The organism is Fulvivirga marina, assembly GCF_016775155.1.
Classification (GTDB): domain Bacteria; phylum Bacteroidota; class Bacteroidia; order Cytophagales; family Cyclobacteriaceae; genus Fulvivirga; species Fulvivirga marina.
This window is the reverse complement of sequence record NZ_JAEUGD010000004.1, coordinates 290,608-317,484: the sequence shown is the minus strand read 5'-3', so window position 1 is coordinate 317,484 and position 26,877 is coordinate 290,608. Positions and strand designations below refer to the sequence as shown.

Sequence of the window (26,877 nt, the reverse complement as noted above, 5' to 3'; positions counted from 1 at the left end):
TGGTTAACGCATTGTTAAAAAATGCGAGAAGGAGTTCATATTCAGTAAATCGATAAGTGATTTGCAGGAAAGAAATGTTTCCGGGTGTAGAGACACCCGGAAACAAGATTAATCCTTTTTGTGGTTCTTTAGGCTCCAGCCTATACTGCCAAGTGCTAGCAGTAGCAGAATTATCGATGAGATCATAGTTGCAGTATTACCTATACTGTATGATTTGGGAGCAAAAATAAACTCGATTTTGTGTTTTCCTTTAGGGACTTCCAGCGCCCTTAATACAAAGTTGGCCCTGAGAATATTTGCTGGTTGCCCATTGATAGTAGCAGTCCAGCCGATAGGGTAGTATATCTCTGAGAATACAGCCAGCCCATCAGTACTGCTGTTACTTTCGTAAATGAGATGATTGGGTTCGTACTGAGTAAGTTTTATGCTTGAGCTGCTGTCATAAGTAATGTTTTTCGGCAGGCTGAATTTGGAGGCATCCACCACCGCAGTGTGTCTGGTATCTATAGTGCAGATCTTTTGGAGTTCTTCGTCCGGGTTTTTGGCTGTTTCCACTGATGATACAAACCATGCATTGCCCAAGGCTTCATTATTCCTGATGATTGATGTTTTGGATGGGCCAAAAGTCAGGTATCGCGCGTTAAGCATATTGATGATGCCATAACCGCTGAGATCAATATTTCCTGCCTGAAGGTTTTGGATTAGCTCGCTTGTTTCAGGGCCAAGGCAGTGGTCGTACAAGTCTTGATATCGCCTGAGCTTCGCACCATGATACCCGCCCAAAGATTGGTGGTAATAGGAAGTTCTCGCCTCAGTATATGAGGTCAGGTTATAAACTCTGTAGCTCGGGTCTTTGTCCTTTTTTATCTCTTTATCAGCTTCTGTCATGGCAAAAAAGGAGTTGTCGCGTACCCTTTTGTAATTGTCTTCGCCAAAGTATCGCTTATCGATTGCCCAATGGTCTATAAGAGTCACTAAACTTAATATGCCTGCCATGACCGGGAAAGTAATTTTCTTTTTCAGGTGCATGAAAACAAGGGCAAAAGCGATAAGTATGAATAATAGCGATCTTAGTGCGTCACCTCTCATCAGGCCTTTGCGATCTTCCTGTAAGGCATTTAAAAACCATCCCGGAAGCTGTGTTTCACCATCTTTGGTGAATGAGGCCATTCCTGCAAACAGTGCTACTAGCAGGCATACCCCGGCAGAGGTTCCTAAAGCAATAAATAATTTTTTTTGGGTTTCTTTTGTTAAACCTTTTTCAATGAGTTTTTCCAAGCCTATAAAACCAAGTAAAGGGAAGGCTAGTAGGGTGATAATCAGGGCAAATGTTACGGATCTGAACTTGTTATATCCAGGGAAGTAATCAAACATGAAATAGTTGAAAGCTTTAAAGCTATCTCCCCAGCTTAGCATAATACCCAGTAGTGCAGCAATAACCAGCCAAAGGGTATATTTTTTATCAGCAAATATAATTCCTACTATGAACAGGAAACAAATAACAGCTCCAGCATAATAAGGAGCGGTAAGAGGTTGGTTGCCCCAATAAGCAGAGGTATACCTGGCAAGCTGGTTGGCGGCTTTCGAGTCTCCTGTTCTTTGTAGAGCTTTGAGTACTTCACTGTCTTCGTCCTGTACAAGATAATTAGAGCTTGCTCCACCATAAAAGTTAGGGATCATAAGGGTTATTGGTTCCAGTATACCATTGCTGTACTGAAATGCATAGTCCTTTTTTAATCCGCTGGCACCTTCATTTGTATTAGAAGTAGTAGTTAGTTCAGATTTTCCCCGCATAGAGTACTGGCTGTACTCATAGGTTGTCCAAAACTTGCCAAAGAATGTGCCTAGTGCTATTATGGCAGCAACAATCAATAATGCAGAATTCTTAATGAAACCAACGGCTTCACCTTTTTTGATGGCATCAGCAAACATGACAATGCCATATATAATAACCATCAGAAGTAAATAATATGTGATCTGAAGGTGGTTTTCTCTTAGTTCAAGGGCTAGCGCTGTAGCCGTCAGCCCAAAGCCCAGAATGCGATTTTTGGTAAAAGTAAGGTGGATGCCGGCAAGCACCAGGGGCATGTAGGCTATGGCTCCGATACGGGCGTTATGACCGGCTCCGAGGCCTATGATCATAAATGATGATAGCCCAAAGGCAATGGCTCCCGCTATGGCCAAATAAGGTCTTACTCTAAAAACAAGCAAGAGAATGTAACACGAGAGAAAGGCCAGAAAAATATTTTTTATAGGATGAGGGAGAAATAATGAAAGGGCCTTCTTTATACCACTAATGATACCATCATTCCATTCTACATTAACAAGGTAGGCGGGCATACCGCCAAACATAGAGTTGGTCCATAAAGCTTCTTCACCGGTTTTTTCTCTAAACTCTATGGACTCCTGTGCACCGCCTTTCCACTGAAGTATGTCGTGTTGGTCCAAATTTTTGTTGCCAAAGAATATTGGGTTGAAAAAGAGGATAGTGATGACTAAAAAGGAAAGAATAGCTACAATATGGGGTAAAACCTGTTTAGAGAAATTAATGTTTTTCATGCGCGTTGGTTGATTTTAATTATTGCATGGGCGTGCCTGCAATGAATGCAATTATAGGCAAAATATTTAAGGTCATAAATTATTGAGGAGTCTGCACAAAGTAGATGTGTTTTAGCCATGTAACAAATCGTTCAAATGGAAAAGGTGATCATTCAATATCTTCATGCTGGCTATAAAGATTAATACGGCAGTAGTCCGCTGTATTGTAGCACTGTCAAACTTTTGCACGGCAAGCCTTGAACCTATTTGGCCACCCAGAAAAACTGCTAACAACAGGGGCCATGCCCAGTTTAAGTCTATATAAGGAGGGTGCTGAATCCATTGGCCGGCCAGGCCGGCTATGGAATTGACCAAGATGAAAAAGCTTGCTGTAGCAGCTATATTTTTAGCTTTGTCCCAACTGATAAGGTTCAATACCGGCGACAGGAATATGCCACCTCCTATGCCGACCATGCCTGATAGTAAACCTATACCACTTCCAATAAGACCCGCAGTTTTAGAGCTTTGGTATATATTTCTACGACCCTTTACCAGTTGGGCATTTTTGAACCATAATAAAATAGATGCGAGGAACAACGAGAACCCTAAAAGCACAAGGATCATGGTTGCTCTTAAAGGCAGGTAGCCGCCGAGAAAGGCCATCGGAACGCTGGCCGCAACTAAGGGCACGGTTCGTTTGAGATTGAGGTATCCTTCCTTAAAAAATATGAAGGTACCTCCACTTACAACTATAATGTTGCACATTAATGCTGTAGATCGCAGCAGATAGATGTCCACGCCAGCTATAACCAGTATGGCCAGATAGCTGGACCCTCCACCAAAACCTACGGAAGAGTAAAAGGTGGCTATCAGGAAAAAGAAAATGGCTAAGAAATATGTGTTTTCCAATTTAACCCCCTATAGTAGACATTGATTCATGATGTTGTCCCTGGTCTCTGGAAGCTTCCGCCTGCCACCCATTTTTATGCCTTTTGCCAATGGCACTGGCTATAGCCAGACTGAGTTGCCGATCGGAGGCCCCATTGCGCATAAGGCTTTTTATGTCTAATGCACCATGATCATAGAGGCATGTTTTTAATGTTCCCAGCGAGGTTACTCGTATCCGGTTGCAGCTTCCGCAAAATGTGCGGGTGTAGGCAGCAATAATACCTATATTACCCTTGAATCCGGGGATTTGGTAATGGTAAGCCGTGCTGTGGTTAGGGTCTTGGGTTTTGACAATGCCAGGGTACGCTACTTTAAGTTGATTTAAAATAGCGGTATGATCCCAAAGTAGTTGTGTTTTGAATGAGCCGGAACCATTAAATGGCATCTCTTCAATATACCTGATAGAGATGGGCTTGTCTTTACCAAATTCAGCCATAGGTATGATGTCCTCTGTATTTTTGCCATCCATTACCACCATGTTGATTTTTACAGGGATGTTGGCTTTCAATAGTTCATTAAACGTAGCCAGAACACTAGGTAGTTGATCACGCCTGGTGATTTTCAGAAAACGCTCCTGGTTTAGTGTATCAAGACTGAGGTTTACAGAAGATATATTTATTTCCTTTAGCTTGTCAATATACGCCTTGGTGAGTACACCATTGGTTGTGATGTGAAGTTCTTCCAGGGTTGGTATTTTTCTTAGCCGTTCCAGAAAGAAGATCATATCTTTTCTGGCAAAGGGCTCTCCTCCGGTAATGCGTACTTTTTTAATTCCCATTTCACATGTAACGCGAACGAGACGCTCCATTTCTTCATAACTCAGAAGCTCTTTCTTGGGAAGAAATTTTATGCCCTCTTCTGGCATACAGTAAAAACATCTCAGGTTACACCGGTCAGTAACTGCTAGTCTGAGATAGGTAATAGGCCTACCAAAATTATCTGTGAGCGAAACATTAGGCATCAGTCAAATTTAAGTGATATAACATACTTTCTATTACTTTATGGCGGTTTTTTGAATGGTGTTGATGAACTTTAGTACACGCAATGAGTTGAGATAAAGTTGTAAGTCATTTTAAAGAGTTATTTCTATGAACTGATTGCCGAAAAGAATAGCTTAGCCGTACTATATTATGGAAGTTGAAATTTTAGCATTTGGAATAACAAGGGATATTGTTGGAGGAAGCACTTTTAAAATTTTCCTTGAAAGAGAAGCAACCGTTTCTGCCTTGAAAGAATTGCTTTATCAGAAGTATCCAAAAATGAAACAGTTGAGATCGCTTATGATTGCTGTTGATAATGAATATGTTGATGAAGGCCTGGAGTTAAAAGGGCAAGAGGAAATAGCGCTTATACCGCCAGTAAGTGGAGGCTGATCATGATAAAGATTACAGAACACCCGTTAAACCCTGAAGATGTTACCAGTACAGTATTTAGTAATGAGGCTGGTGCAGTGAATGTATTTATAGGTACAGTAAGGGGCACTACTAAGAATAAAAAGGTAGTAAAGCTCGAGTTTGAGACCTATCTCAATATGGCCATAAAGGAAATTGAGAAAATTATTGAAGCAGCCAGGCACAAATGGCCCATACAACACATGATCATCCATCATCGGGTAGGTACCTTAACCGTAGGGGAAATAGCAGTTGTAATTGCTGTTTCATCTGGTCATCGCAAAGAAGCATTTGCAGCATGCCAGTATGCTATAGATACCCTCAAAGAAACAGTTCCCATCTGGAAGAAGGAAGTCTTTGAAGATGGTGAGGAGTGGGTTTCAGCTCACCCTTAAATCAACATGAAAAATGTGGTTACAATGACCACAGCTATTACCAGGCTGAATAAAATAATTCCCAATAATTCTTTTTTGATTGAGTTCTCTTTTACCTTTCCCATAAGCATTTCGTTAGTGATGTATTAAGTGTTATCAATTATCGTGCAGGAAGTGCTTAAAGGAGTAGATGAGTTAATGAAAAACTACAATCAAGAATGTTTATCCCCTTTTTCATGAGGGGAACCTTGTTAGAGTGGTTGACTAAATTCTTTCAAACTGGGATTGGTATTTCGATACGGGGAAACAGAATCCACTACAACTTCTTCGGGATTTTGTTCTTCGAATTCACATTCCTAATGCTATTCTTTTATTAAATGTTGAAATGCCATGTAGTAAGTGTTATTGAAAATCCTCATAAAGCAAGTACTTCTTTCTTATTATCATATAAGCCTTAAGTTCGCTTGCCCATGATTTTCGGATATCATTTTCTGTAAAACCACTTTTAATTTGCTTTCTGAGTTTATCTGTGCCAGCTAGTTTATCAAAATAGTTGGTGAAAAAGTCATTTCCGTTATATTTTTCGTGAAATTCTATAAGGTAAGCAAGTGAAAATCCCCCGTTAAATTCAGTTTTTTGAAAATCAATACCATAGCATTTTTGTCCTTCGTATTTAGGGTTTTTGGCCATTCCCTCTAAGCTTTGAGGAGTAAAAGCATGGGCCATTTCTTTAAAGTCGGGGTGTCCGATTTGCTGAAAAGGCTGGTAAGTACCACGACCTACACTGATCACAGTGCCTTCGAACAGGCAAAGTGAAGGGTACATTTTTATGGAGAGGTCATTGGGGAGGTTGGGTGAAGGCTTTATTGGTAATGAATAGTGGTTTTTATGACTATAGTTTTTAACAGGTATAACTTTGATGTCACATTGAGCACCACCTTTAAGCCAACCTTCTCCATTGATCATTGTGGCTAGCTCTCCCACGGTTAAACCATGCAGTACCGGTATAGGGTGTATTCCTACAAATGATTCGAATGCCGGCTTTAAAATAGGACCGTCTACAAACATACCATTGGGGTTAGGCCTGTCCAGAATTATTATAGACTTGCTGTTCTCCGCGCAGGCTTCCATCATGTAGTGCATGGTGCTGATGTAGGTGTAAAATCTGGCGCCTACATCCTGAATGTCAAAAATAACAATATCAATATCTGCTAGCTGAGAAGAAGATGGTTTTTTGTTATTGCCGTACAATGACACAATAGGTAGATTCGTTCTAACATCAGTGCCGCTTTTGACCATTTCACCAGCGTCGGCATCACCACGGAAGCCATGCTCCGGAGCAAAAACCTTTTTTACATTAATATTAAGTGAGATCAGTGTGTCAACAAGGTGTGTTGAACCTACCATAGAAGTTTGGTTAACTACCAGGGCTATTTTTTTGCCCTTAATAAGAGGTAAATAACTGTCCGTTTGGTGAGCTCCGGGAATTAATGGGTTGTTTCTTTCAGTTTGTCCGTGACCACATGAAGAGATGGTGATAAAAAATGATATGAGTAAAATGAGCCTGTTCAATACTTAATTATTTAATTTGCACGCAAAAGAGACTAAAATTAAACGATATTCTTGAACCTATCTTATTTTATATCTAAAAGAATTGCAGGAAATCAGCAAGATAGCTTTTCATCCACTATACATAAAATAGCCGTAGGAAGCATAGGAATAGGACTTGCTGTAATGATTGTGTCTTTCTTGATACTCAGAGGGTTTCAAAATACTGTTACTGACAAGATCTATAGTTTTAGTTCGCATTTTCAGGTGACTAAATACACTATGAGTAACTCCTATGAGGAAGCTCCCATTTCTACAGACAATGAGTTGTTCAATAATTATCAAAAGTATGGTTTTATAGACCATGTTCAGGAGTACAGCAACAAAGCAGGTCTGATCAAGACTGAAGAAGAAGTGTTGGGGATTATTTTTAAAGGGGTGAGTAAAAGGTTTGATCTCAGCAGATTTGATGATAACATCGTGGAGGGAAGGTTTATCTCGTTTGACGATGATTCGTATTCAAAAGAGGTAATGCTCAGCAGGGTTATAGCAGATAAACTTGAGTTGGGTGTAGGAGATAAGATAACGGTCCACTTTTTTCAAAATCCTCCTAGGGTTAGAAGACTAGATGTTGTTGGTATTTATGAAACCAATTTATCGGAGTATTACGACAGTAAGATCATCATTGGTGATCTGCGCTTGATACAGCGACTCAATAACTGGTCAGACAGTGTAGCCAGGGGCATGGAAGTATTTATTAAAGACCCGTCTAAAATGGATGAGGCTGAAAAGGCACTGGATGAAATAGTTGATTATGACTTCTTTGTTGAAAAAATAAGTGATAAGTACATTCAGGTCTTCGATTGGCTCCACCTGATCAGTCGCCAGGTAAATATTTTCTTAGGGATTATCCTTTTTGTAGTATGTGTGAACATGATCTCGATTATACTTATTCTGATTATGGAGAGAACACAAATGATAGGGCTACTGAAAGCGCTTGGTGCTAATAATAGTCAGATAAGAAGTGTTTTTGCCTATAATGGTATCCTGCTTATTGTTAAGGGCTTGGTGCTGGGTAATGTATTAGGTATTGGCGTGTGCCTTATTCAATACTATTTTAAAGTGATACCACTTAACCCTGCTGATTATTATATGAGCTATGTGCCTATCGGTTGGGGTTGGGAGGTAATTGTAGGGCTTAACCTACTTACACTTTTGGTGGTCAGCCTTATTATACTAATACCAACAGCGGTTATTTCCAGGATAAATGCTATAAAAAGTATCAAGTTTGATTAAGCCGCGTTAGCAGGGTATTTCTTAAACCAGCTACCTATTTTAAGCTGAATTACACCAAAGAATGCTTCTTTGAATATTGATCCGGACATTTTTGATTTCCCTCGGGTTCGATCGGTGAAGATAATAGGGACCTCAAGTATTTTAAAACCATGCTTCATAGCCGTAAATTTCATTTCTATCTGGAAAGCATAGCCTATGAATTTGATTCTGTCCAGATCAATAGATTCCAGGACTTTACGAGTGAAGCAAACAAAACCAGCGGTAGTGTCATGGATAGACATGCCTGTAATAAACCTTACATAAATACTGGCAAAGTAGCTCATGATCACCCTGCCCATCGGCCAGTTAACCACGTTAACGCCGCTAATATATCTGGAGCCTACGGCCATGTCGTAACTTTCGTTGGCACAAGCCTCATATAATCTTACAAGATCTTTGGGGTTATGCGAAAAGTCGGCATCCATTTCAAAAATATAGTCGTACTTCTTTTCAAGGGCAAAATTGAACCCTCTGATATAAGCAGTACCCAAGCCTTGTTTCCCTTCTCTTTCTACCAGATGCAGTGTTCTGCCATCATGGTCTTTTTTTTGAAGTTCTTTTACCAGGCTTCCTGTACCATCAGGAGACCCATCATCAACAATCAGGATGTCGAACTTGTGGGGCAGCGTAAATACAGCATCAATAATTAATTCGATGTTTTCCTTTTCATTATAGGTAGGTATAATAACTAAGCTGTCGTTCACGCTGTCTACTAATTGTTTGATGGTAAGGTTAAAGCGCCTAAAATAACAAATCCCAATTAAAACTGTAACTCTTAGAATTTGTTTTTATTCTGTATGTACTAGATTTGCACATCTTTGTTGCACTAAAAATTCCGATATTTTGAATAAATGTGTTTTTCTGGATAGAGACGGTGTCCTTAACAGGGACTATGTCGACTATGTATACTCGGCCGACAAGTTGGAGATCCTCCCCGGAGTGGCGGAAGCGCTCACCTCTCTTAAAAGAGCAGGCTATTTACTTATAGTGATTACAAATCAATCTGGTATAGCCAAGGGAATTTATACCAGGGAGCAGATGCATGAGTGTCATCAGTTGATGCAAAAGGCTTTTAACCACCAGATAGATCACTTTTATTTTGCACCAGGGCATCCAACTGTGAGTGAGAGCTTATCTAGAAAACCAGGTTCTTTAATGTTTGAAAAGGCAATAGCGAAGTTTAATGTAGACGTTAGGCTCTCCTGGATGATCGGTGATAAAGAGAGGGATTTGGTACCGGCAAAAAGACTTGGTATTAAAACTATTCAGGTAGATAATGATGATAGCCGGATGGCAGATTATCGGGCGAAGAACCTGCCTGATGCCTTAGAAATTATATTTGGTTAACAACCTGAACCGGTATGAAGGAGGATTGCTTTACCATAGATATTCACACTCAAAGACTTCATATCCGCAAAATGATTCCTGCCGACCTTGAAGATGCTCTGGAGCATCGCTTGCATGAGGATGTAGCCAGGTATACCACAGACCCGATGACAAGAGGGGAAGCGATTGCTTTTTATAAGAAAAGAATGGCACAATGGAACGGGGGAGACGGAGAGTGGCTTTCATTATCTATTATATTAGCAAATGGGCAGAAGGCAATAGGAGAACTCGGGTTTAATTACGTGGCACGTAAACATAACCTGGGGGAGATCGGTTACCGGCTCAATCCGGCTTATCAGGGGAATGGATATGCTTTTGAGGCAGTAGATGCTTTAATGTGGGAGTTGTTTGGCAATAAGGGGCTACACAAGCTGATAGCTATTTGCGACCCAAGAAATACGGGATCGTATCGCCTGATGGAAAAACTTAAAATGAAAAAAGAGGCTCACTTTAAGTCGCATGTATTTCGTCGGGGAGAGTGGTGCGATGAGTATGTTTATAGCATAATCAGGAATGAGATTACCTGACCATGCTATAAACTAAAATGTTCGGACTAATATCCCAGTAAATTGAGCATAGCCTCGCTCTCTTGTTCGTCTGAGAATAGCCGGGTTACAATTTCTCCTTTAGAGTCTCTGTCAATTAAGACATGTTTCGGGGCGGGTATCAGGCAGTGCTGAATGCCTCCGTAACCTCCTAAAGATTCCTGGTAAGCTCCGGTATGGAAAAAACCAATGTATAGTTTGTCAGTGTTATCGGATTCCATCATAGGGAGAAATACATCACTGGTATGTGCTTCCGAGTTATAGTAATCCATGCTGTCACAGGTTAGGCCACCTAGGTTCACTTTATGGAACATGCCATCCCATTTGTTGAGAGGAAGCATGATATACTTCTGATTTAGACCCCATGCATCAGGAATATGCGTAATAAATGAGCCGTCAATCATATACCAAAGTTCTTTGTCATTCTGGAGTTTTTGATCCATAATGGAGTAGAGTACTGCACCGCTTTCACCTACTGTAAAACTTCCGAATTCTGTAAAAATATTGGGTACAGGTACATTGTTCTTGCCACATATCCATTTAATATTTTCAACGATCTGCTCTACTATATATTTATAGTTAAATTCAAACTGCAAAGAAGTCTTGATAGGGAATCCACCGCCAATGTCAATAGTGTCAAGTTCAGGGCACTCCTTTTTCAGTTCACAGTATTTGAAGATAAACCTGCTCAATTCACTCCAGTAATATGCAGTGTCTCGTATGCCGGTATTAATGAAAAAATGTAATAGTTTTAGCTTAGCCTTTTTACTGGGTTTTATCTGGTCTCTATACAGCGTATTGATGTCTCCATACCTGATGCCTAACCTTGATGTGTAGAATTCAAAGTTTGGTTCTTCATCCGCAGCAATTCGAATACCGACATTGTATTCGCCCTTTACGTGTTCTTCATAATGACTTAGTTCATGTAGGTTGTCTAGTACAGGTATACAGTTTTTGAACCCATCGTTGAGCAGATCACTAATATATTGCTTGTAAAGAGGTCTTTTGAAACCATTACAAACCACGTAGGTATTTTTGCTGATCTTGCCTTTTTCATAGAGCTTTCGAACTATAGGAATATCAAAAGAAGAAGATGTTTCAATATGTATGTCATGCTTCAGGGCTTCTTCAAGAACGAAGTTGAAATGTGATGACTTGGTGCAATAGCAATAGGTATAAGAGCCCTCGTAATTATACTTTTTTATTGCATTGTTAAATATCTGTTTTGCGTACTTAATGTTTTCGCCAATTTTGGGAAGGTAAGTAAGCTTGAGAGGTGTGCCATATTTCTCTATTATGTCCATTAAAGGCACATCGTTAAAATAAAGTTTATTGTCCACAACCTTAAACTCTTTCTGAGGAAACTCGAATGTTTGCTCTATAAGATCGATGTATTTTTTCATAAAAATAAACTGTACTGTATAAGCTGGAAGTATTTAATTGAACAATGCAATATTGGTATAAATTTGCAATCTTTGCAAAGCAATTTACGTTGCTGCAAAATATTATATATAAATCTATTTTATGAATAAAATATTGCCTTTAAAAGATATCAGAATTATTGAAGTAAAATCGGAAATAGCTGCTGGTACAAGAGGCGCCAGTTTAGGCATAGATGCACTAAAAATAGCTAGTTTGGACCTGGAATCCGATTATTTTGCCCGCTTTGACTCGGAGGAGGTTGAAAACGTTAACGATATTCTTTTTGATGGTTATGCTCACCCTCACGCCAAGTTTATTGATGGTGTTTTAACAATGGAAGAGAGAGTTTGTTTACAAGTATCCAAGGTGCTTAAGATGAACAGCTTCCCCATCATATTAGCAGGAGATCATTCTACTGCTGCAGGTTCCATTTCAGGAATCAAAAATGCGCACCCTGATAAAAAGCTTGGTGTGGTTTGGATAGATGCACATGCTGATATGCATACTCCTTATACTACACCCTCCGGCAACATGCATGGCATGCCTCTGGCGATGGTTAGCAATACCGATAATATGGAGTGTAAGATTAATGATCCAAGGAGTGAGACTGTTGACCTGTGGAATCAGTTGAAGGAAGTAGGAGGCAAGGGAGCTAAGATCAACCTCTCAGATGTGGTACTAATTAGTGCTCGCGATCTGGAGCAGCCAGAGGAATTCCTCCTGAAAAAACATAACATTACTAACTTCACTACTCAGCAGGTAAGAGAGAAAGGTGTGGAGGCTATTGCAGATGAAACACTTGCCTTGCTTGACGAATGTGATATTGTCTATGTTTCTTTTGATGTGGATAGCATGGATTCTAAAATTTCTGTAGGTACAGGTACACCGGTGCCCAATGGTCTCTCGGTGGAAGAAGCTAAAATATTAAATACACGATTGATCAAAGATCCGAAAGTAGTAGCCTGGGAGATGGTAGAGGTAAACCCTACATTGGATACGGAAAACAAAATGGCTGAAAATGCTTTTGAAATTCTTGAAGCTACTACTAATTCCCTTTTAGGAGAATAATGGAAATCAGGCAGTGTGCAGATACTATCATGATGATCCGGCCGGTGAACTTCCGGTATAATGAGGAGACTGCTGTTAATAATTATTACCAGCAGGTAATTGATAATCTGCACCCTCAGGACGCTCAAAAGAAGGCTAGGGAGGAGTTTGATGGTCTAGTTCAAAAGCTAAGAGAGCATCAGGTAAATATTATTGTAATTGATGATACTTATTCTCCTGACACCCCTGATTCTATTTTTCCCAACAACTGGATATCTTTTCATGGTGATGGCCGGGTAGGACTTTACCCTATGTATGCTCCAAACAGAAGGTTGGAGCGGAGGCACGAAATCCTGACTACTCTGGAAAAACAGTATGCCCTGAAGGTCTCCAGTATTGAAGATTTTTCATTTCATGAGGGAGATGATAAATTTCTCGAAGGAACAGGAAGTATGATTCTGGACCGTCCTAACAAGTTGGTATATGCAGCATTGTCTCTCAGGACTAACCGAGACGTGCTTGATGAGTTTTGTGGGAAATTTGGGTTTGAGCCAGTAGTCTTCAGTGCTTATCAAACGGTTAAAGGCCAACGGGAACCCATTTATCATACCAACGTAATGATGTGTGTGGCAGATGAGTTCGCAGTTATTTGTGATATGGCGATAGATGATCAGGTAGAAAGGGAAAAGGTATTGTCATCACTGAAAAATACCGGTAAAGAAGTAATCTCGATAGATGAGACTCAGAAATACCAGTTTGCAGGGAACATGCTGCAAGTGAGGTCTGGGACAGGACAAAAGTACCTGGTGATGTCCAGTGCAGCATATGCATCACTTAGAGAAGATCAAAAAAACATCATAGAAAAACATTGCCCTATAATTCACAGTTCATTAGATTCTATAGAAGCCTTGGGTGGGGGAAGTGCCCGGTGTATGATGGCCGAGGTATTCCTGCCACTACAACATAATCATTAATTTACAAGCTAAAACATTTGGACCATGGCTAATTCTCCAATTTCAGACTTTATTGAGAAACACTATTTGCATTTCAATGCGGCAGCATTGGTTGATGCGGCAAAAGGATATAAAAAACATTTAGCAGAAGATAAGAAGATGCTTATCTCATTGGCCGGGGCTATGAGCACCGGGGAGCTGGGAAAGTCTCTGGCTGAGATGATCCGCCAGGATAAAGTGCATATTATATCCTGTACAGGAGCAAACCTTGAGGAAGATGTAATGAATCTTGTGGCACATTCGCATTATGAGAGGGTGCCACATTATCGCGATTTGACACCGAAAGAGGAGTGGGAGTTGTTGGAAAGGGGACTGAACAGGGTAACAGATACCTGTATTCCCGAAGAGGAAGCTTTTAGAAGAATCCAGAAACATATATTTGAAATATGGAAAGAGGCAGAAGACAAAGGAGAGCGTTACTTTCCTCATGAGTTTATGTTCAAACTGTTGAATTCTGGTGTGCTTGAGCAGTACTATGAAATTAATCCACAAAATAGCTGGATGATAGAAGCAGCGAAAAAAAACTTACCCATGGTGGTTCCTGGTTGGGAAGACTCTACACTGGGGAATATTTTCGCTTCTTACTGTATGAAGGGAGAGTTGAAGCCTTCAACTATGAAGTCAGGTATTGAATATATGACCTATTTGGCAGATTGGTATATCAAAAATGCTGAAGATAAAGGTATCGGTTTCTTCCAGATTGGTGGAGGTATAGCTGGTGATTTCCCGATTTGTGTTGTGCCTATGTTGTATCAGGATATGGAGCTAACGGATACTCCTTTCTGGAGCTATTTTTGTCAGATATCAGATTCTACAACCAGCTATGGATCTTACAGTGGAGCGGTTCCTAATGAGAAAATTACATGGGGCAAGCTAGACATTACTACCCCTAAATACGTTATAGAGTCAGATGCCACAATTGTGGCTCCCTTGATTTTTGGATACGTATTAGGATGGTAATCAATATGGCTGAATCAAACACGGATAATTCACAGCATTTATTAGTAACTCGTAACCTTCAGGTCGAAGACTACGATCGTCTGGTGCAGGTTATGAAAAAATGTTACCCCATGATGAAGGGGGATATCTGGTTTAAGTCACAAATACAAAAGCTTATAAATATCTTTCCCGAAGGTCAGCTATGTGTTGAAGATAATGGAGAGGTAGTAGCATTTGCCCTTTCCATTATTGTTGACTATTCCAAGTTTGGTGATAGCCATAGCTATGAACAAATTATTGACAACTCTAACTTTGGTACTCATGATAGCAGCGGTGATGTGCTCTATGGTATCGATGTTTGTGTTGATCCTGAATATCAGGGGATGCGCCTTGGGCGTAGGCTTTATGATTCGCGAAAGGAGTTATGTGAAAACCTAAACCTACGGTCTATAGTCGCAGGTGGGCGTATCCCTAATTATCATAAATATAGCGATGAGTATACTCCTAAAGAGTATATTCAGAAAGTAAGGGAAAAGGAGATTTATGATCCAGTACTCTATTTTCAAATGAGTAATGACTTTCACGTCAGGAAAATCCTTAAAAATTATATTCCTTACGACAAGGCGTCGGGTTCGTATGCAGTGTTGATTGAGTGGAATAATATTTATTTTGATGAAGAGGAAAAGCTAGTTGGAGCTAAAAAGACATCAGCGCGAATAGGGGTGGTGCAGTGGCAGCTTAGAAGTGTGCGCTCATTGCAATCTTTCTTCGAAAACGTGGAATTTTTTGTGGATGCAGTGAGTGGGTACCAAGCTGATTTTCTGGTGTTTCCAGAATTGTTCAATGCACCTTTGATGGCTGAGTTTAATGAAGATAATGCAGCAAAAGCGATCAGGAAGTTGGCGCAGTATTCTGATGAGATCAGAGATAAAATGGTGGAGTATGCACTGTCTTACAATATCAATATTATAGCAGGAAGTGTCCCTGTTTATGAAGATGAGAAGCTGTATAATGTATCATACCTTTGTAGGAGAGACGGTAGCTATGAGGCACAGTATAAGATTCATGTTACGCCTGCAGAAAGGAGCGACTGGGGAATGGCTGGAGGTTCAGATATTAAGGTATTTGAAACAGATACTGCCAAAATAGGCATTTTGATCTGCTATGACTCAGAGTTTCCTGAATTATGCCGGATTCTGGCAGACCAGGGTATGGAGATACTATTTGTGCCTTTTGCCACTGATATGCATAATGGATTTCATCGCGTGAAGGTTTGTTCTCAAGCCCGGGCTATTGAAAACGAATGTTATGTAGTGATATCCGGTAGTGTAGGCAATCTGCCCAAGGTTAAAAATATGGACATTCAGTTTGGCCAATCAGCGGTTTTTTCTCCTTCGGATTTTGCTTTTCCTCAAAATGCCATCGTTGCAGAGGGCACTCCTAACACAGAAAATACTATTATTGCAGATGTTGACCTTAACGACCTGAAACACCTGCACAACAACGGCAGTGTACGTAACTTAAAGGACAGAAGAAAAGACCTTTACGATATAAAAATTAAAATATAGAATGAATATTGAGCAAACCCTTCAACAGGATATTTCGAAAGCATTTGAAGAACTATTTCAGGCGGAGTTGAAGTCTGAGGAAATATCACTGCAACCCACACGCAAAGAATTTGAAGGATCTCATACTTTTGTGTGTTTCCCATATGCCCGCATTTCAAAAAAGAATCCTGAAGAAACCGGAAGGATAATTGGGGAGTACCTAAAAGAACATTCCGAATTGGTAGAGGATTTTAACGTGGTAAAGGGCTTTTTGAATATTGTATTGAGCGATAGCACCTGGCTAGAAGTGTTCACCTCTATACTTAATACTGAAAATTATGGGGTGTCTCCTCAAAATGGTCAAGAAGTGATGATTGAGTATTCGTCTCCGAATACTAATAAACCGTTGCACTTGGGGCATTTGAGAAATAACTTTCTGGGATGGTCAGTAGCTGAGATATTAAAAGCTAATGGCAATAAAGTTCATAAAGTACAGATCATTAATGACCGTGGTATACATATCTGTAAATCTATGGTGGCCTGGCTGAAATATGGCAATGGAGAAACTCCCGAAACTACCGGTAAGAAGGGCGATAAGCTTGTAGGTGACTACTACGTCAAGTTTGATCAGGAGTACAAAAAGCAAATAGCCAATCTCATGGATCAGGGGGTAGGGAAAGAGCAGGCGGAGAAGGAAGTACCTATTATGAAGGAGGCGCAAGAGATGCTGCTCAAATGGGAGCAGAAAGAACCCGAGACCTATGCCCTTTGGCAAAAGATGAATGGCTGGGTGTATTCTGGGTTTGATGTTACTTATCACCAAATGGGTGTTGACTTCAATAAACTATACTATGAGTCGGAAACTTATCTGCTGGGTAAGGATGAGGTGCTGAAAGGTGTTGATAAAGGAATATTTTTCAAAAAAGAGGACGGCTCCGTATGGGTTGATTTAACCGATGAAGGACTGGATCAAAAGTTGCTCCTTAGAGCTGATGGCACTTCCGTATATATGACTCAGGATATCGGCACGGCAATTCTAAGATTCAGAGACTTTCCGGAAATAGCCAAGCAGATATATACCGTGGGTAACGAACAGGAGTATCACTTTAAGGTGTTGTTCATTATTCTGGATAAGTTGGGGTATGAATGGGCTAAGGAATGCTATCACCTATCATACGGGATGGTTGATTTGCCTACAGGTAAAATGAAATCACGTGAGGGTACGGTGGTAGATGCTGATGATCTAATGCAGGAAATGATTGATACTGCACATGAGCATACTGAGGAACTGGGAAAAATTGAAGGCTTTACTGAAGAACAGGCTGAAGAACTTTATGAAACACTTGGGATAGGAGCCTTAAAATACTTTCTGTTGAAGGTTGATCCCAAGAAAAGAATGCTCTTCGATCCAAATGAATCAATACAGTTTCATGGAAATACAGGGCCATTTATCCAGTATACTCATGCGCGAATATCTGCCATTTTAAGAAAAGCAGGACAATTAGGTGTTAACCCTTCTACTGAGGATATTGCTGGTTTTGGAAACCTGCACGCTATAGAAAAGAATGTGATCTATCTGCTCAATGACTATACCAATAAGGTGAGAGAAGCCGGAGTAAATTATTCGCCTGATATTATAGCTCAGTATGTTTATGATTTGGCGAAAGAATATAACCGCTTCTACCAGGAGGTATCCATTTTCAATGAGGAGGATCAGCAGGCATTAAAGTTCCGAATTGCTTTTTCAAAAGTAGTTGCAGAGACCATTAGCAAAGCAATGGGGCTTTTGGGGATCAGTGTACCAGAAAGAATGTAATTATGAATGCAAAAGCTTGGCTCAGTGCCTTTCGACTCAGAACATTGCCCTTGGCATTGGCAAGTATTGGTATGGGTAGTTTTTTAGCAGCTGCCCGTGATGCTTTCAACTGGAGTATCTTCAGTTTTTGTGCCCTTACAACCATCCTCTTGCAAATACTTTCAAATCTGGCTAATGACTATGGCGATACTGTGAATGGAGCGGATAGTACTGAAAGAAAGGGGCCTGCACGAATGGTTCAATCAGGCCAGATAACCTTGGGAAGTATGAAAAACGCTTTGATGTTGTTCGTGACACTTTCTCTGGCCAGTGGGATTTACTTACTGTATCTGGCTTTTGGTTTTCAGCTTGAGGCTTTTCTCTTTTTTTTCGTTTTAGGAGTGTTGGCAATTTTTGCTGCACTAGCCTATACCGCGGGGCGAAAGCCCTATGGCTATATGGGGTTGGGAGACCTGTCTGTATTGATCTTTTTCGGACTTATTGGAGTAATGGGATCTTATTACTTATATACGCAGCAAATGGATGTGTATCTTTTATTGCCAGCCCTGAGCTGTGGTCTGTTTTCAGTGGCAGTACTCAATGTCAATAATATCAGAGACATTGAGTCGGATAAGAAAGCAGGCAAATATTCTATTCCAGTGCGCATTGGCCGAGGTAAAGCCATTGTTTACCATTGGGGGCTTTTGATTTTAGGAGTGTCTGCCGCATTGGTTTTCACCTATCTTCAATACACCTCCTGGACGCAACTTTTGTTTTTGATTACGATTCCCCTTTTTGTTATTAACGCAAAAGCTGTTAAGAATAAAATAGAGCCACATGCTCTTGACCCCTACCTGAAGCAAATGGCCCTCAGTACGTTATTGTTTGTCCTGCTATTTGGGGCGGGGAACTTGATGTCGTAAATTTCTTGAGTGATAGGTTCTTAAAAAGTATCCTGTGAAAAATTTCTTTACCGTTATATTTATCACCTTATCCTTTCAGCTCTATGCACAAAAGGATATAGATAGTCTGAGTTACTTATTGGATAATTATAAGGATGAAGATACGATTAAGGTAGACTTGTTTAATAAGCTTGGGTATGAGTATTGGATTGTAAACCCTTCAAAGTCTGAGCTGCTTGGGGAACAAGCTCTTATGTTAGCCAGGAGGCTTTATTATGAAAAAGGTAAAGCATTTGCCAACCGGGTTATAGGTGTTGCGCACTGGACCCGTGGAAATTATGAGGAGGCATTAGAGTACCTTTTTGAAGGTTTGGTTTTATATAAGAACATTGATGATAGCCTTGGGCAAGCAAATTGTCTTATGAATATTGGGTTGGTATTTAGTGATCAACATAACAACGAGAAGGCTTTGAAATATTACTACGAAGCAGTGGGGATTTTTGAGGAGTTGAAGAAGTTTGACCGCATTGCCACCACTTACAATAAGATAGGTACAATACTGCTGGATGAAGAAAAATACGATGAAGCTTACAATTATTTGATAAAGGCGCTGAACATTCATCAGAATAATGCATTTAAGTATGGTATATCAGAAGCCAATAACCGATTAGGACTGCTCTTTCTAAAACAAAAGGAATATCAACGATCACTTCAACATTTTCTTCGCTCATTTGAGATTGGTAAAGAGATCAATGATAGAGAGGGGATGGCGAAAAATCTGGAGAACCTAGGTTATCTCTATATTGAAAGGCGCGATTATGATAGTGCTATTTATTATTTTGACCAAGGGCTGCGCTTAGCAAATGAGGTCAGGTCTAAAAAGTGGTTGAAGGATATCTATCTGGGTATGAAGTTGGTATATGAGCAACAGAATAATTATTCACGAGCATTACTCTATGCTAATAAATACAATGCTATGCGAGACAGCCTCTTTAATGAAGAAATGGCTACTAGAATCGCGAATATGCAAACAAGAATCGAGACAGTGGAGAAGGAAAAGGAGTTGGAGTTGCAGTCAAAACAGATAGCATTATTAGAACATGAAGCCCAGTATGATAATATCTTGAAATGGTTTTTGTTTGTTGGATTGGCATTAATCATGCTTATAGGTTACTTAATAATCAAATACCAGCAAACGAGGATAAAGAAAGATAGAGCCCTTTATCAATCCAAAGAAGAGTTATCAAAAGTAGCACTTGAAAACGTACGATTGAAGAAAGAAGAACTGGAGCTTGAACTCAACTATAAGAATAAAGAGCTGACTTCATATACCATGAACTTCATTCAAAAGAATGAATTAATCAAAGAGCTAAAGGAGGCTATACAGCAGATTGTGAAGAGGGCGGATGCCCCGATGCGTAAAGACCTGGGCAAACTTATTAAGTTGATTGATTCAACCATTGGTGTAGATAAAGACTGGGAAAATTTTAAGTTGTTTTTTGAACAAGTACATCAGGATTTTTTTGATCAGCTCAAGGCAGAATTTCCTGAGTTGACAGGCAGTGACTTGAAACTTTGTGCCTTGGTACGCCTAAATCTAAGTATGAAAGAAACTTCCGCTCTTCTAGGTATATCTACAGAAAGTGTAAAAACCGCAAGGTACAGGTTGCGGAAGAAGCTTAACCTGGAATCCGGCGAGAACCTGATGGGTTTTTTAATTCGGTTTAACCAAGAGTAGACCACCTCAGCATAACTCTGAAAACATGTTTTAATGTGTTTTTTGAACTTTGTTCACCTATTGTTTACCTCTATTTAGGCTGCAGTATACCTTTTGCCTATTTTTTAATCCTTTTAGCAGAATCTGGCGGTCTAAATTTGTGTTGATTAATTCAGAGTGATATCTGATTGTCAGAAAAGATGAAATCCTGATTCCAGTTCACATTCCCAGTCGGGAGGGGCCTGGTAATAGATTTTATCACACCACCTTAAATCAACATTTATGAAACAGTTTGTGATTTTAATTCTTGGAGCGACAACAGTTGTTTGTGTCTGGTTACTAAATAGTTGTCAGTATAAAGTGAATTTTCAGGCACCAGTGCTTAGTGGGATGGGGGACCATAATATGGAAATTAGTACGGAGTCGGTTTCTTCCCGAAAATTCTTTAATCAAGGGCTCATCTTAGCTTATGGTTTTAATCATGCTGAAGCCATCAGGTCATTCAGGGAGGCCATCCGGCAGGATGATAAGTGCGCCATGTGTTATTGGGGGGTAGCTTATGTGTTGGGGCCTAATTACAATGTCGGTATGGAAGAGTCTCTTAATAAAGAGGCATACGATGCGGCTCAGATGGCACTTAAGCTTTCCGATCGGGTTACTGAGAAGGAAAGACACTTGATTGCAGCTATGGCAGAGCGGTATGCTCCCGAGTTTGAAAGAAGAGAAGAGTTAGATAAGGCGTATGCTAACGCCATGCAGAAAGCCTATAGGGCTTTTCCCGAAGACTCTGATATTGCAGCTATTTATGCAGAGTCTTTGATGGACTTACATCCTTGGAATCTTTATACTCAAATTGAAGGGGAACCAAAGCCTTGGACTCCGGAAATAATAGAGGTGATAGAACATGCCATGGATAGTGATCCTGGCAACCCTATGGCGATACACTTGTATATTCATGCAACGGAGGCCTCATCTACTCCAGAACGAGCGTTGGCGAAAGCTCAGAAATTAGGAGAGATGGCTCCAGGGGCGGGACATCTGGTACATATGCCGTCACATACTTATATCCGAACCGGTGATTATCATTTGGGTACGGTGGCTAATGAAAAAGCAATAGAGGTTGATAGTTTGTACCTGTCTGCCTGTGCAGCGCAGGGGCTGTATCCCTTGGCATTGTATCCGCACAATATCCATTTCCTCGCAGCATGTGCGGCTTTGGAAGGCAGTGGGGCTAAAGCTATAGAAGCTGCATTCCGGCTGGCGGAAAAAGTGGATAAAGAGACCATGGCGCAGAAGGAGTGGGCAGGCCTTCAACATTTTACTACCATACAATACAATGTGCTGGTGAAGTTTGCTCAGTGGGAGAAAATATTGCAGATGCCAAAACCAGAGTTTGATTACCCAAAGGCTATATGGCACTATGCCAGAGGGATGGCTTATGCCGGGTTAGATAGGAAGGAACAGGCCATGGAAGAACTTGGTTTGTTGACTGAAATAGGGACAAAGCCCGAACTGAAAAAGATAAGTATTTGGGATATAAATACAGTAGATCAGCTGGTGCTTATTGCTCAGAATGTACTTGATGCCGAAATCCTCAGGGCTAATGGGGAGTTTGAAGAGGCCGAAGTAAGGCTACACCGGGCTATTGATATTGAAGATAAGCTAAATTATCAGGAGCCACCTGATTGGTTCTTTTCAGTAAGACATGTGTTGGGAGACTTGTATATGCAAATGGGTGAGTATGCTAAGGCAGAAAACACTTACCGTGACGACTTGAAGATCTACAAGAAAAATGGATTTGCACTCAATGGCCTTAAAGAGAGCTTGTTGCACCAGGGAAAGGTAGATGAAGCGGTAATAGTAAAAGAGCAGTTTATTACAGCCTGGAAGTATGCGGATATGGAGTTGAAATACTCCAGAGTAAACCCGGAGACTCGCAAAGATATTGCAATCAAGATTAAGCCAGACTTACCTAATGATTTGATGTCCATGGCGCTGACCTTCTGCGGGTTTAGCAGATAGTTTTTAGATTATAGTTTATGTTGTTGCCGTCTGGCCTGTAAATCAGGTCAGACGGTTGTTTTTTAATTTTCTTTAACTTTTTTATGGTGACAAAGGTCATTTATTCGTATGACCAATTGTGTATTTATATTTAATAGATTAATATGTAACTTTAGATAAATTTAATAAGACTTATTTTTACCATGAAAAAAATCCTTGTTCCTACTGACTTTTCTGAGCAGGCTGGTTATGCTTTGGAAGTCGCTTATCATATAGCAAAAAAATCTGAAGCATCGATAATTTTATTGCATGTGGTTGAAGATGCCAATGTGACATCAGTGCATTACACTGGAGAGATTGATCTTCCAAATATGGAGGACCGGTTGTTTATGATGAAATTAATAGAGAAAGGTAAGCAGAGCCTTGCAGATCTGGCAAGTTCTAATTTTTCTGATGCAATCATTCAACAGGAATTGAGAATAGGTAGCCCTTATCATAATATTAAAGATATTATCAGTGAACAATCCGTTGATTTGGTGGTAATGGGCACTAAAGGAAGTACGGGGTTGGAGGAATTTTTGATAGGATCGAATGCCGAAAAAGTGGTTAGACATGCCAAATGCCCAGTGTTGACCATTCATAAGAAGGCTGCTAGTTTTGATTTTAAAGAAATAGTATATGCTACGGCTCTCGAAGAAGAAGAAGATCAATGTGTGAACACAGTTAAGATGTTCCAAAAACTTTATAACTCGACTTTGCATTTAGTTCGTATCAATACCCCTAATAATTTCCAGTCAGATCGATATGCACGACCTGAATTGGAGGAATTTGCCAAGAAGTGCGAACTGGATAATTATAAAATTCACATATTTAACGAAGGATCTGAGGAAGAAGGTATTATTTACTTCTCAGAAAGTATAGGAGCAGATATGATTGCGATGGCTACCCACGGAAGAACCGGTTTGGCTCACCTGCTCACAGGTAGTATAGCTGAAGATGTAGTTAATCATGCCAAGCGTCCTGTGTTGACTTATGTGGTCGGAAAATAAGAGCAGGAAATTTTAAGACATAAAAAAACCGGATTATTTCCGGTTTTTTTATATCTCTTTTGTTCTATTGAAAACTTTCTAGTTCTCGTGGCTATCTTCTTCGGGTATTTCCTCGTTTTGAACCTCTGTGGAATCGCCTTCTGCTGTTTCTGTATCTTCAATATTTTGTGGTGCAGTAGTGTTCAGCTTAATTTCATCAAGAGCTTGTTTTACATCAACTACAAAAGCAGAACTACTTAGGTCTACATTATTCAAAATTTCTTCCAGTTTTTCTGCTCTGCTCTTTGAATCTTCAACTTCCATGGCTGGCTTGGCAAACTTGGCCATCGCTATATCTACGGACTCGTAAGAAAGGTTGCTTTTTCTAATCCACCCACTTTCAATCCACTTTCCTTCAGTTCTTTTTCCCGTTACTTCTACCCAGTCATCCTGAGTCTGTTTAACGGCTATAATGTCCATTTTACTAAACTTTTTATCGGACTTGGTGAGTAGGTCAGGACGCTTATAAAGATCGGATTCGTTTATAAAAACAGCTGGCTTAGCTTCTGGAATTACAAATTCATGACGTACCCACCCTTCTTTTCCATCGTTAAGTCTTATTTTATAATAAATTTTGTCATTACTGTCCTTAGCCTCTTCTCCCAAGTAAATGAGACTCTCACCAAGACTCACCGAGGTTAACCATTTACCATCATCAGAAGGAGTGGCCCTTACAGAAACTTTATCCCAAACACTTACGGCTTCAACTTCGTTTGAGACAGGGGTTGCTTCAACAGCTGATGAGTCAGCTTCCACATTGTCAGGAGTTGTTTCTTGTTCACTGTTTTTGGAGCCACAGGCCAGCAGTAAAGCGGATAAGCCTAAAATGCTAAGTAAGTTCTTTGTTATCATAATTATCCGGTTTTGTTTATGCTCGCAATATGAGGAATATAGAAGATTATAGGAAAAAATATTTGATTTTATTCCATATCTGAGAATGGCTTAACTGATTGTTGTATTATCTTTTGATAAGGTTTACTTCGAGCGTATCAGGGCAGGTGGCAAGCAGCTCCTTGTTGCTTTTTTGTATAACGGGATGCATGAAATCGGGTGCAATTTCTACTAAAGGAACCAGTGTAAACTGTCTGTTGGGTATGCCGGGGTGAGGAATAGTCAGGGACTCTGTGTCTACAATATCTTGACCATAATATAGAATATCTATATCGATCATTCTAGCTCCCCATTTCTCCATCCTTACCCTGCCTAGCAATGACTCTATCTGGTTGATTCGAACCAATATTTCTTTGGCTGGCAGGTCTGATGATACTTCGACTACCTGATTTATAAATGTGGGTTGATCAGTTTTGCCCCAGGCGGCAGTTTCATACAAAGCAGACTTTCTGGTAATCTGACCTATCTGTTTGTCTATCTCCATGCAAGCCACATTTAATAGCTTTTTTTTATCACCTAAATTTGATCCTAAGAGTAAAAATATTCCTTCTATCATAATTATGTTCAAAAATAGAAAGCTCTGTTTTATTAATGCATGGTTAGTTGTTAATTTTGACTTTTATAAAAAATACAAAAAAATGAATTTTCTTCGAAATCTGTTGGCTTCATTTCTGGCATTGGTAATATTTTCAGTGTTGGCTGTGCTTATGTTTATAGGAATATTGGGTGCATTGACACAGAAGGAGCCAGTTACGGTGTCGGAAAAATCAATACTCCATATAAAACTCAACAGGCCTATATCAGAGGTTGAGTTCAATAACCCTTTGGCCGAACTGGAGATGTTCCCTACAGCACCTGCCACCATTGGGCTGGTTCAATTGAAAGAAGCCATCAGGCATGCAAAGAATAATGACAAGATCAAAGGGATTTACCTGGAGGCTCCTTATGTAATGGCAGGTATGGCCGCTACGGAGGAGATTCGAGATGCACTTAGCGATTTTAAAAGCTCCGGTAAATTTGTTGTTGCCTTTAGTGAGCTTTACACCGAAGCAGGCTATTACCTGGCTTCAGTTGCAGATAAAGTTTACATGCACCCTGAGGGGAGTTTGGAGTTCAATGGGCTCAGTTCTAACCTTACTTTTTTTAAGGGGATGTTTGATAAACTAGATATAGAACCGCAAATATTCAGGGTTGGCGATTTTAAGAGTGCCGTTGAACCCTTCATGAGAAAGGATATGAGTGAAGAAAACAGGTTTCAGCTCACCTCTATGCTTAACTCTATTAACGGAAATATGATTTCCAAAATATCGGAGTCTAGGGGCATTGCTCCGAAAAAGTTAATAGAGATATCTAATAACATGCTCGTAAGGAGACCAAAACAGGCTGTAGAATATCATCTGGCTGATGGTTTGGTGTATTTTGATCAGGTTGTTTCCGAGTTGAAAGAAGAAATGGGGGTAGCAGAAGATGAGGATCTGAAGTTTATATCCTATGGAAAATACAAAGAAAGCTTTAGCACTTATACAAGTTCTGATAATGAAGTGGCTGTAATTGTTGCTTCAGGGGACATTGTACCAGGAAAGGGAGATGTTAATAAGATAGGGTCTGAAAAGTTTTCGGAAGAGATACGAAAGGCGCGGAAAGATGATGATGTAAAGGCAATAGTGATTAGAATTAACTCGCCAGGAGGAAGTTTTGTGGCGTCAGATGTGATGTGGAGAGAGATTAAATTGGCAACAGAGGAGAAGCCGGTAATAGCCTCTATGTCAGACGTCGCGGCTTCAGGAGGATATTATATGGCGATGGCGTGCGATACCATAGTGGCTCAGCCTAATACCATTACCGGATCCATAGGGATATTTGGCATAATCTTTAACCTGCAAGGATTCCTGAACAACAAGTTGGGCATTACCAATGATGAAGTAAAAACAGGCAACCTTTCCACAATTTATAACATGACCAGGCCGCTGACCGATCAGGAAAAACAAATTATTCAGAATGATGTGGAAGATGGGTATGAAACATTTGTAACAAAAGCAGCTGAAGGCAGAGGTATGAATGTTGGTGAACTTAAGAAGATAGCATCGGGAAGGGTATGGACAGGAAGTCAGGCTAAAGCTAATGGTTTGGTAGATATCTTAGGTGATCTTGAAGTCGCTATTGAAATAGCAGCACAAAAAGCTAAGGTCTATGATGACTATAAAGTAAGGTATTATCCTAAGCAGCAGAGTATCTTTGAAAAGTTTGTGAAAGAACTAGAAGGAGAAGGAACTGCAAAAATGGTTAAAGAAGAATTGGGGGAATTTTATCCATATCTTGAGTCTGCTAAAAAGATAAAGGAACTGAATGGATTACAAACCCGAATGCCGTACGAATTTCAGTTAAATTAATATGAGGGATTATAGTTGAAATAGGGTTGGGCGTCATAACCAAACTCATGGAAGGTCAAT

23 protein-coding genes are annotated in these 26,877 nt (G+C 40.1%); 15 read left to right on the top strand and 8 right to left on the bottom strand.

Annotated features, from left to right (window positions below; translation table 11 throughout):
* Positions 1-108: 108 nt before the first annotated feature.
* From JMN32_RS03185 to moaA, 3 genes are all read right to left on the bottom strand, one after another.
* Complete coding sequence (locus JMN32_RS03185) at positions 109-2,559, bottom strand: YfhO family protein (protein ID WP_202854831.1); 2,451 nt, start codon at positions 2,557-2,559, stop codon at positions 109-111.
* Positions 2,560-2,670: 111 nt separating this feature from the next.
* Complete coding sequence (locus tag JMN32_RS03180; protein WP_238354322.1) at positions 2,671-3,447, bottom strand: sulfite exporter TauE/SafE family protein; 777 nt, start codon at positions 3,445-3,447, stop codon at positions 2,671-2,673.
* 1 nt (position 3,448) lies between these two features.
* Positions 3,449-4,447 (bottom strand): GTP 3',8-cyclase MoaA, encoded by a 999-nt coding sequence (gene moaA / locus JMN32_RS03175; protein ID WP_202854830.1) that lies wholly within the window; start codon positions 4,445-4,447, stop codon positions 3,449-3,451.
* Between the two features lie 169 nt (positions 4,448-4,616).
* On the opposite strand from moaA, the gene JMN32_RS03170 reads away from it, so the two are divergent.
* On the top strand, positions 4,617-4,859 hold the full coding sequence (locus JMN32_RS03170) for a MoaD/ThiS family protein (RefSeq protein ID WP_202854829.1): 243 nt from the start codon (positions 4,617-4,619) through the stop codon (positions 4,857-4,859).
* 2 nt (positions 4,860-4,861) lie between these two features.
* Positions 4,862-5,272, top strand: a complete 411-nt coding sequence (locus tag JMN32_RS03165; protein WP_202854828.1) for a molybdenum cofactor biosynthesis protein MoaE — start codon at positions 4,862-4,864, stop codon at positions 5,270-5,272.
* A 381-nt stretch (positions 5,273-5,653) separates the two neighbouring features.
* Here JMN32_RS03165 and JMN32_RS03160 read toward each other — a convergent pair whose 3' ends face one another.
* Entirely contained in the window at positions 5,654-6,823 is a 1,170-nt protein-coding gene (locus JMN32_RS03160; RefSeq protein WP_202854827.1) for an exo-beta-N-acetylmuramidase NamZ family protein, read from the bottom strand.
* A gap of 51 nt (positions 6,824-6,874) precedes the next feature.
* On the opposite strand from JMN32_RS03160, the gene JMN32_RS03155 reads away from it, so the two are divergent.
* The gene (locus JMN32_RS03155; RefSeq protein ID WP_202854826.1) at positions 6,875-8,095 is read left to right on the top strand and encodes an ABC transporter permease; all 1,221 of its coding nucleotides are present in this window, start codon (positions 6,875-6,877) and stop codon (positions 8,093-8,095) included.
* On the opposite strand, the gene JMN32_RS03150 is transcribed toward JMN32_RS03155, so the two are convergent.
* Positions 8,092-8,838 (bottom strand): polyprenol monophosphomannose synthase, encoded by a 747-nt coding sequence (locus tag JMN32_RS03150; protein WP_202854825.1) that lies wholly within the window; start codon positions 8,836-8,838, stop codon positions 8,092-8,094. The genes JMN32_RS03155 and JMN32_RS03150 overlap by 4 nt on opposite strands.
* 139 nt (positions 8,839-8,977) lie before the next feature.
* On the opposite strand from JMN32_RS03150, the gene JMN32_RS03145 reads away from it, so the two are divergent.
* Both JMN32_RS03145 and JMN32_RS03140 read left to right on the top strand, forming a co-directional pair.
* Entirely contained in the window at positions 8,978-9,481 is a 504-nt protein-coding gene (locus JMN32_RS03145) for a D-glycero-alpha-D-manno-heptose-1,7-bisphosphate 7-phosphatase (RefSeq protein WP_202854824.1), read from the top strand.
* A 14-nt stretch (positions 9,482-9,495) separates the two neighbouring features.
* Positions 9,496-10,047, top strand: a complete 552-nt coding sequence (locus JMN32_RS03140; protein ID WP_202854823.1) for a GNAT family N-acetyltransferase — start codon at positions 9,496-9,498, stop codon at positions 10,045-10,047.
* A 26-nt stretch (positions 10,048-10,073) separates the two neighbouring features.
* Here JMN32_RS03140 and JMN32_RS03135 read toward each other — a convergent pair whose 3' ends face one another.
* Positions 10,074-11,468 carry a type III PLP-dependent enzyme domain-containing protein gene (locus JMN32_RS03135; RefSeq protein ID WP_202854822.1) on the bottom strand — a complete coding sequence of 465 codons (1,395 nt, stop codon included), beginning with the start codon at positions 11,466-11,468 and terminating at the stop codon, positions 10,074-10,076.
* A 121-nt stretch (positions 11,469-11,589) separates the two neighbouring features.
* Between JMN32_RS03135 and rocF the strand changes: the two genes are divergently transcribed.
* From rocF to JMN32_RS03090, 9 genes are all read left to right on the top strand, one after another.
* On the top strand, positions 11,590-12,555 hold the full coding sequence (gene rocF, locus JMN32_RS03130) for an arginase (protein WP_202854821.1): 966 nt from the start codon (positions 11,590-11,592) through the stop codon (positions 12,553-12,555).
* Positions 12,555-13,508, top strand: coding sequence for a citrulline utilization hydrolase CtlX (ctlX, locus tag JMN32_RS03125; RefSeq protein WP_202854820.1), 954 nt, complete (start codon positions 12,555-12,557; stop codon positions 13,506-13,508). Before rocF ends, ctlX begins: the two co-directional genes overlap by 1 nt.
* Before the next feature lie 24 nt (positions 13,509-13,532).
* A complete protein-coding gene (locus JMN32_RS03120; protein WP_202854819.1) occupies positions 13,533-14,507 on the top strand; it encodes a deoxyhypusine synthase family protein in 975 nt (324 codons plus the stop codon).
* 5 nt (positions 14,508-14,512) lie between these two features.
* Positions 14,513-16,054 (top strand): bifunctional GNAT family N-acetyltransferase/carbon-nitrogen hydrolase family protein, encoded by a 1,542-nt coding sequence (locus JMN32_RS03115; RefSeq protein WP_202854818.1) that lies wholly within the window; start codon positions 14,513-14,515, stop codon positions 16,052-16,054.
* 1 nt (position 16,055) lies between these two features.
* Complete coding sequence (gene argS, locus JMN32_RS03110) at positions 16,056-17,849, top strand: arginine--tRNA ligase (protein ID WP_202854817.1); 1,794 nt, start codon at positions 16,056-16,058, stop codon at positions 17,847-17,849.
* 2 nt (positions 17,850-17,851) lie between these two features.
* A complete protein-coding gene (locus tag JMN32_RS03105; RefSeq protein WP_202854816.1) occupies positions 17,852-18,751 on the top strand; it encodes a 1,4-dihydroxy-2-naphthoate polyprenyltransferase in 900 nt (299 codons plus the stop codon).
* Between the two features lie 34 nt (positions 18,752-18,785).
* The gene (locus JMN32_RS03100) at positions 18,786-20,468 is read left to right on the top strand and encodes a tetratricopeptide repeat protein (RefSeq protein ID WP_202854815.1); all 1,683 of its coding nucleotides are present in this window, start codon (positions 18,786-18,788) and stop codon (positions 20,466-20,468) included.
* A 261-nt stretch (positions 20,469-20,729) separates the two neighbouring features.
* Positions 20,730-22,469 (top strand): tetratricopeptide repeat protein, encoded by a 1,740-nt coding sequence (locus JMN32_RS03095; protein ID WP_202854814.1) that lies wholly within the window; start codon positions 20,730-20,732, stop codon positions 22,467-22,469.
* Positions 22,470-22,651: 182 nt separating this feature from the next.
* Positions 22,652-23,497, top strand: coding sequence for a universal stress protein (locus JMN32_RS03090; protein ID WP_202854813.1), 846 nt, complete (start codon positions 22,652-22,654; stop codon positions 23,495-23,497).
* A gap of 78 nt (positions 23,498-23,575) precedes the next feature.
* On the opposite strand, the gene JMN32_RS03085 is transcribed toward JMN32_RS03090, so the two are convergent.
* Together JMN32_RS03085 and folK are read right to left on the bottom strand one after the other, a co-directional pair.
* Complete coding sequence (locus JMN32_RS03085; RefSeq protein ID WP_202854812.1) at positions 23,576-24,388, bottom strand: SH3 domain-containing protein; 813 nt, start codon at positions 24,386-24,388, stop codon at positions 23,576-23,578.
* Positions 24,389-24,494: 106 nt separating this feature from the next.
* Positions 24,495-24,983, bottom strand: a complete 489-nt coding sequence (gene folK, locus JMN32_RS03080) for a 2-amino-4-hydroxy-6-hydroxymethyldihydropteridine diphosphokinase (protein ID WP_202854811.1) — start codon at positions 24,981-24,983, stop codon at positions 24,495-24,497.
* Between the two features lie 82 nt (positions 24,984-25,065).
* Here folK and sppA point away from each other — a divergent pair, with 82 nt between their 5' ends.
* Positions 25,066-26,817: a signal peptide peptidase SppA gene (sppA, locus tag JMN32_RS03075; protein WP_202854810.1), complete on the top strand. Its 1,752-nt coding sequence runs from the start codon at positions 25,066-25,068 to the stop codon at positions 26,815-26,817.
* Positions 26,818-26,877 lie beyond the last annotated feature (60 nt).

Coding starts and splice junctions, on each gene's coding strand:
- argS (WP_202854817.1), top strand. CDS start 16,056: ATGAATATTGAGCAAACCCTTCAACAGGATATTTCGAAAGCATTTGAA.
- moaA (WP_202854830.1), bottom strand. CDS start 4,447: ATGCCTAATGTTTCGCTCACAGATAATTTTGGTAGGCCTATTACCTAT.
- JMN32_RS03140 (WP_202854823.1), top strand. CDS start 9,496: ATGAAGGAGGATTGCTTTACCATAGATATTCACACTCAAAGACTTCAT.
- JMN32_RS03135 (WP_202854822.1), bottom strand. CDS start 11,468: ATGAAAAAATACATCGATCTTATAGAGCAAACATTCGAGTTTCCTCAG.
- rocF (WP_202854821.1), top strand. CDS start 11,590: ATGAATAAAATATTGCCTTTAAAAGATATCAGAATTATTGAAGTAAAA.
- JMN32_RS03095 (WP_202854814.1), top strand. CDS start 20,730: ATGAAACAGTTTGTGATTTTAATTCTTGGAGCGACAACAGTTGTTTGT.
- ctlX (WP_202854820.1), top strand. CDS start 12,555: ATGGAAATCAGGCAGTGTGCAGATACTATCATGATGATCCGGCCGGTG.
- JMN32_RS03170 (WP_202854829.1), top strand. CDS start 4,617: ATGGAAGTTGAAATTTTAGCATTTGGAATAACAAGGGATATTGTTGGA.
- folK (WP_202854811.1), bottom strand. CDS start 24,983: ATGATAGAAGGAATATTTTTACTCTTAGGATCAAATTTAGGTGATAAA.
- sppA (WP_202854810.1), top strand. CDS start 25,066: ATGAATTTTCTTCGAAATCTGTTGGCTTCATTTCTGGCATTGGTAATA.
- JMN32_RS03105 (WP_202854816.1), top strand. CDS start 17,852: ATGAATGCAAAAGCTTGGCTCAGTGCCTTTCGACTCAGAACATTGCCC.
- JMN32_RS03165 (WP_202854828.1), top strand. CDS start 4,862: ATGATAAAGATTACAGAACACCCGTTAAACCCTGAAGATGTTACCAGT.
- JMN32_RS03185 (WP_202854831.1), bottom strand. CDS start 2,559: ATGAAAAACATTAATTTCTCTAAACAGGTTTTACCCCATATTGTAGCT.
- JMN32_RS03115 (WP_202854818.1), top strand. CDS start 14,513: ATGGCTGAATCAAACACGGATAATTCACAGCATTTATTAGTAACTCGT.
- JMN32_RS03120 (WP_202854819.1), top strand. CDS start 13,533: ATGGCTAATTCTCCAATTTCAGACTTTATTGAGAAACACTATTTGCAT.
- JMN32_RS03085 (WP_202854812.1), bottom strand. CDS start 24,388: ATGATAACAAAGAACTTACTTAGCATTTTAGGCTTATCCGCTTTACTG.
- JMN32_RS03090 (WP_202854813.1), top strand. CDS start 22,652: ATGAAAAAAATCCTTGTTCCTACTGACTTTTCTGAGCAGGCTGGTTAT.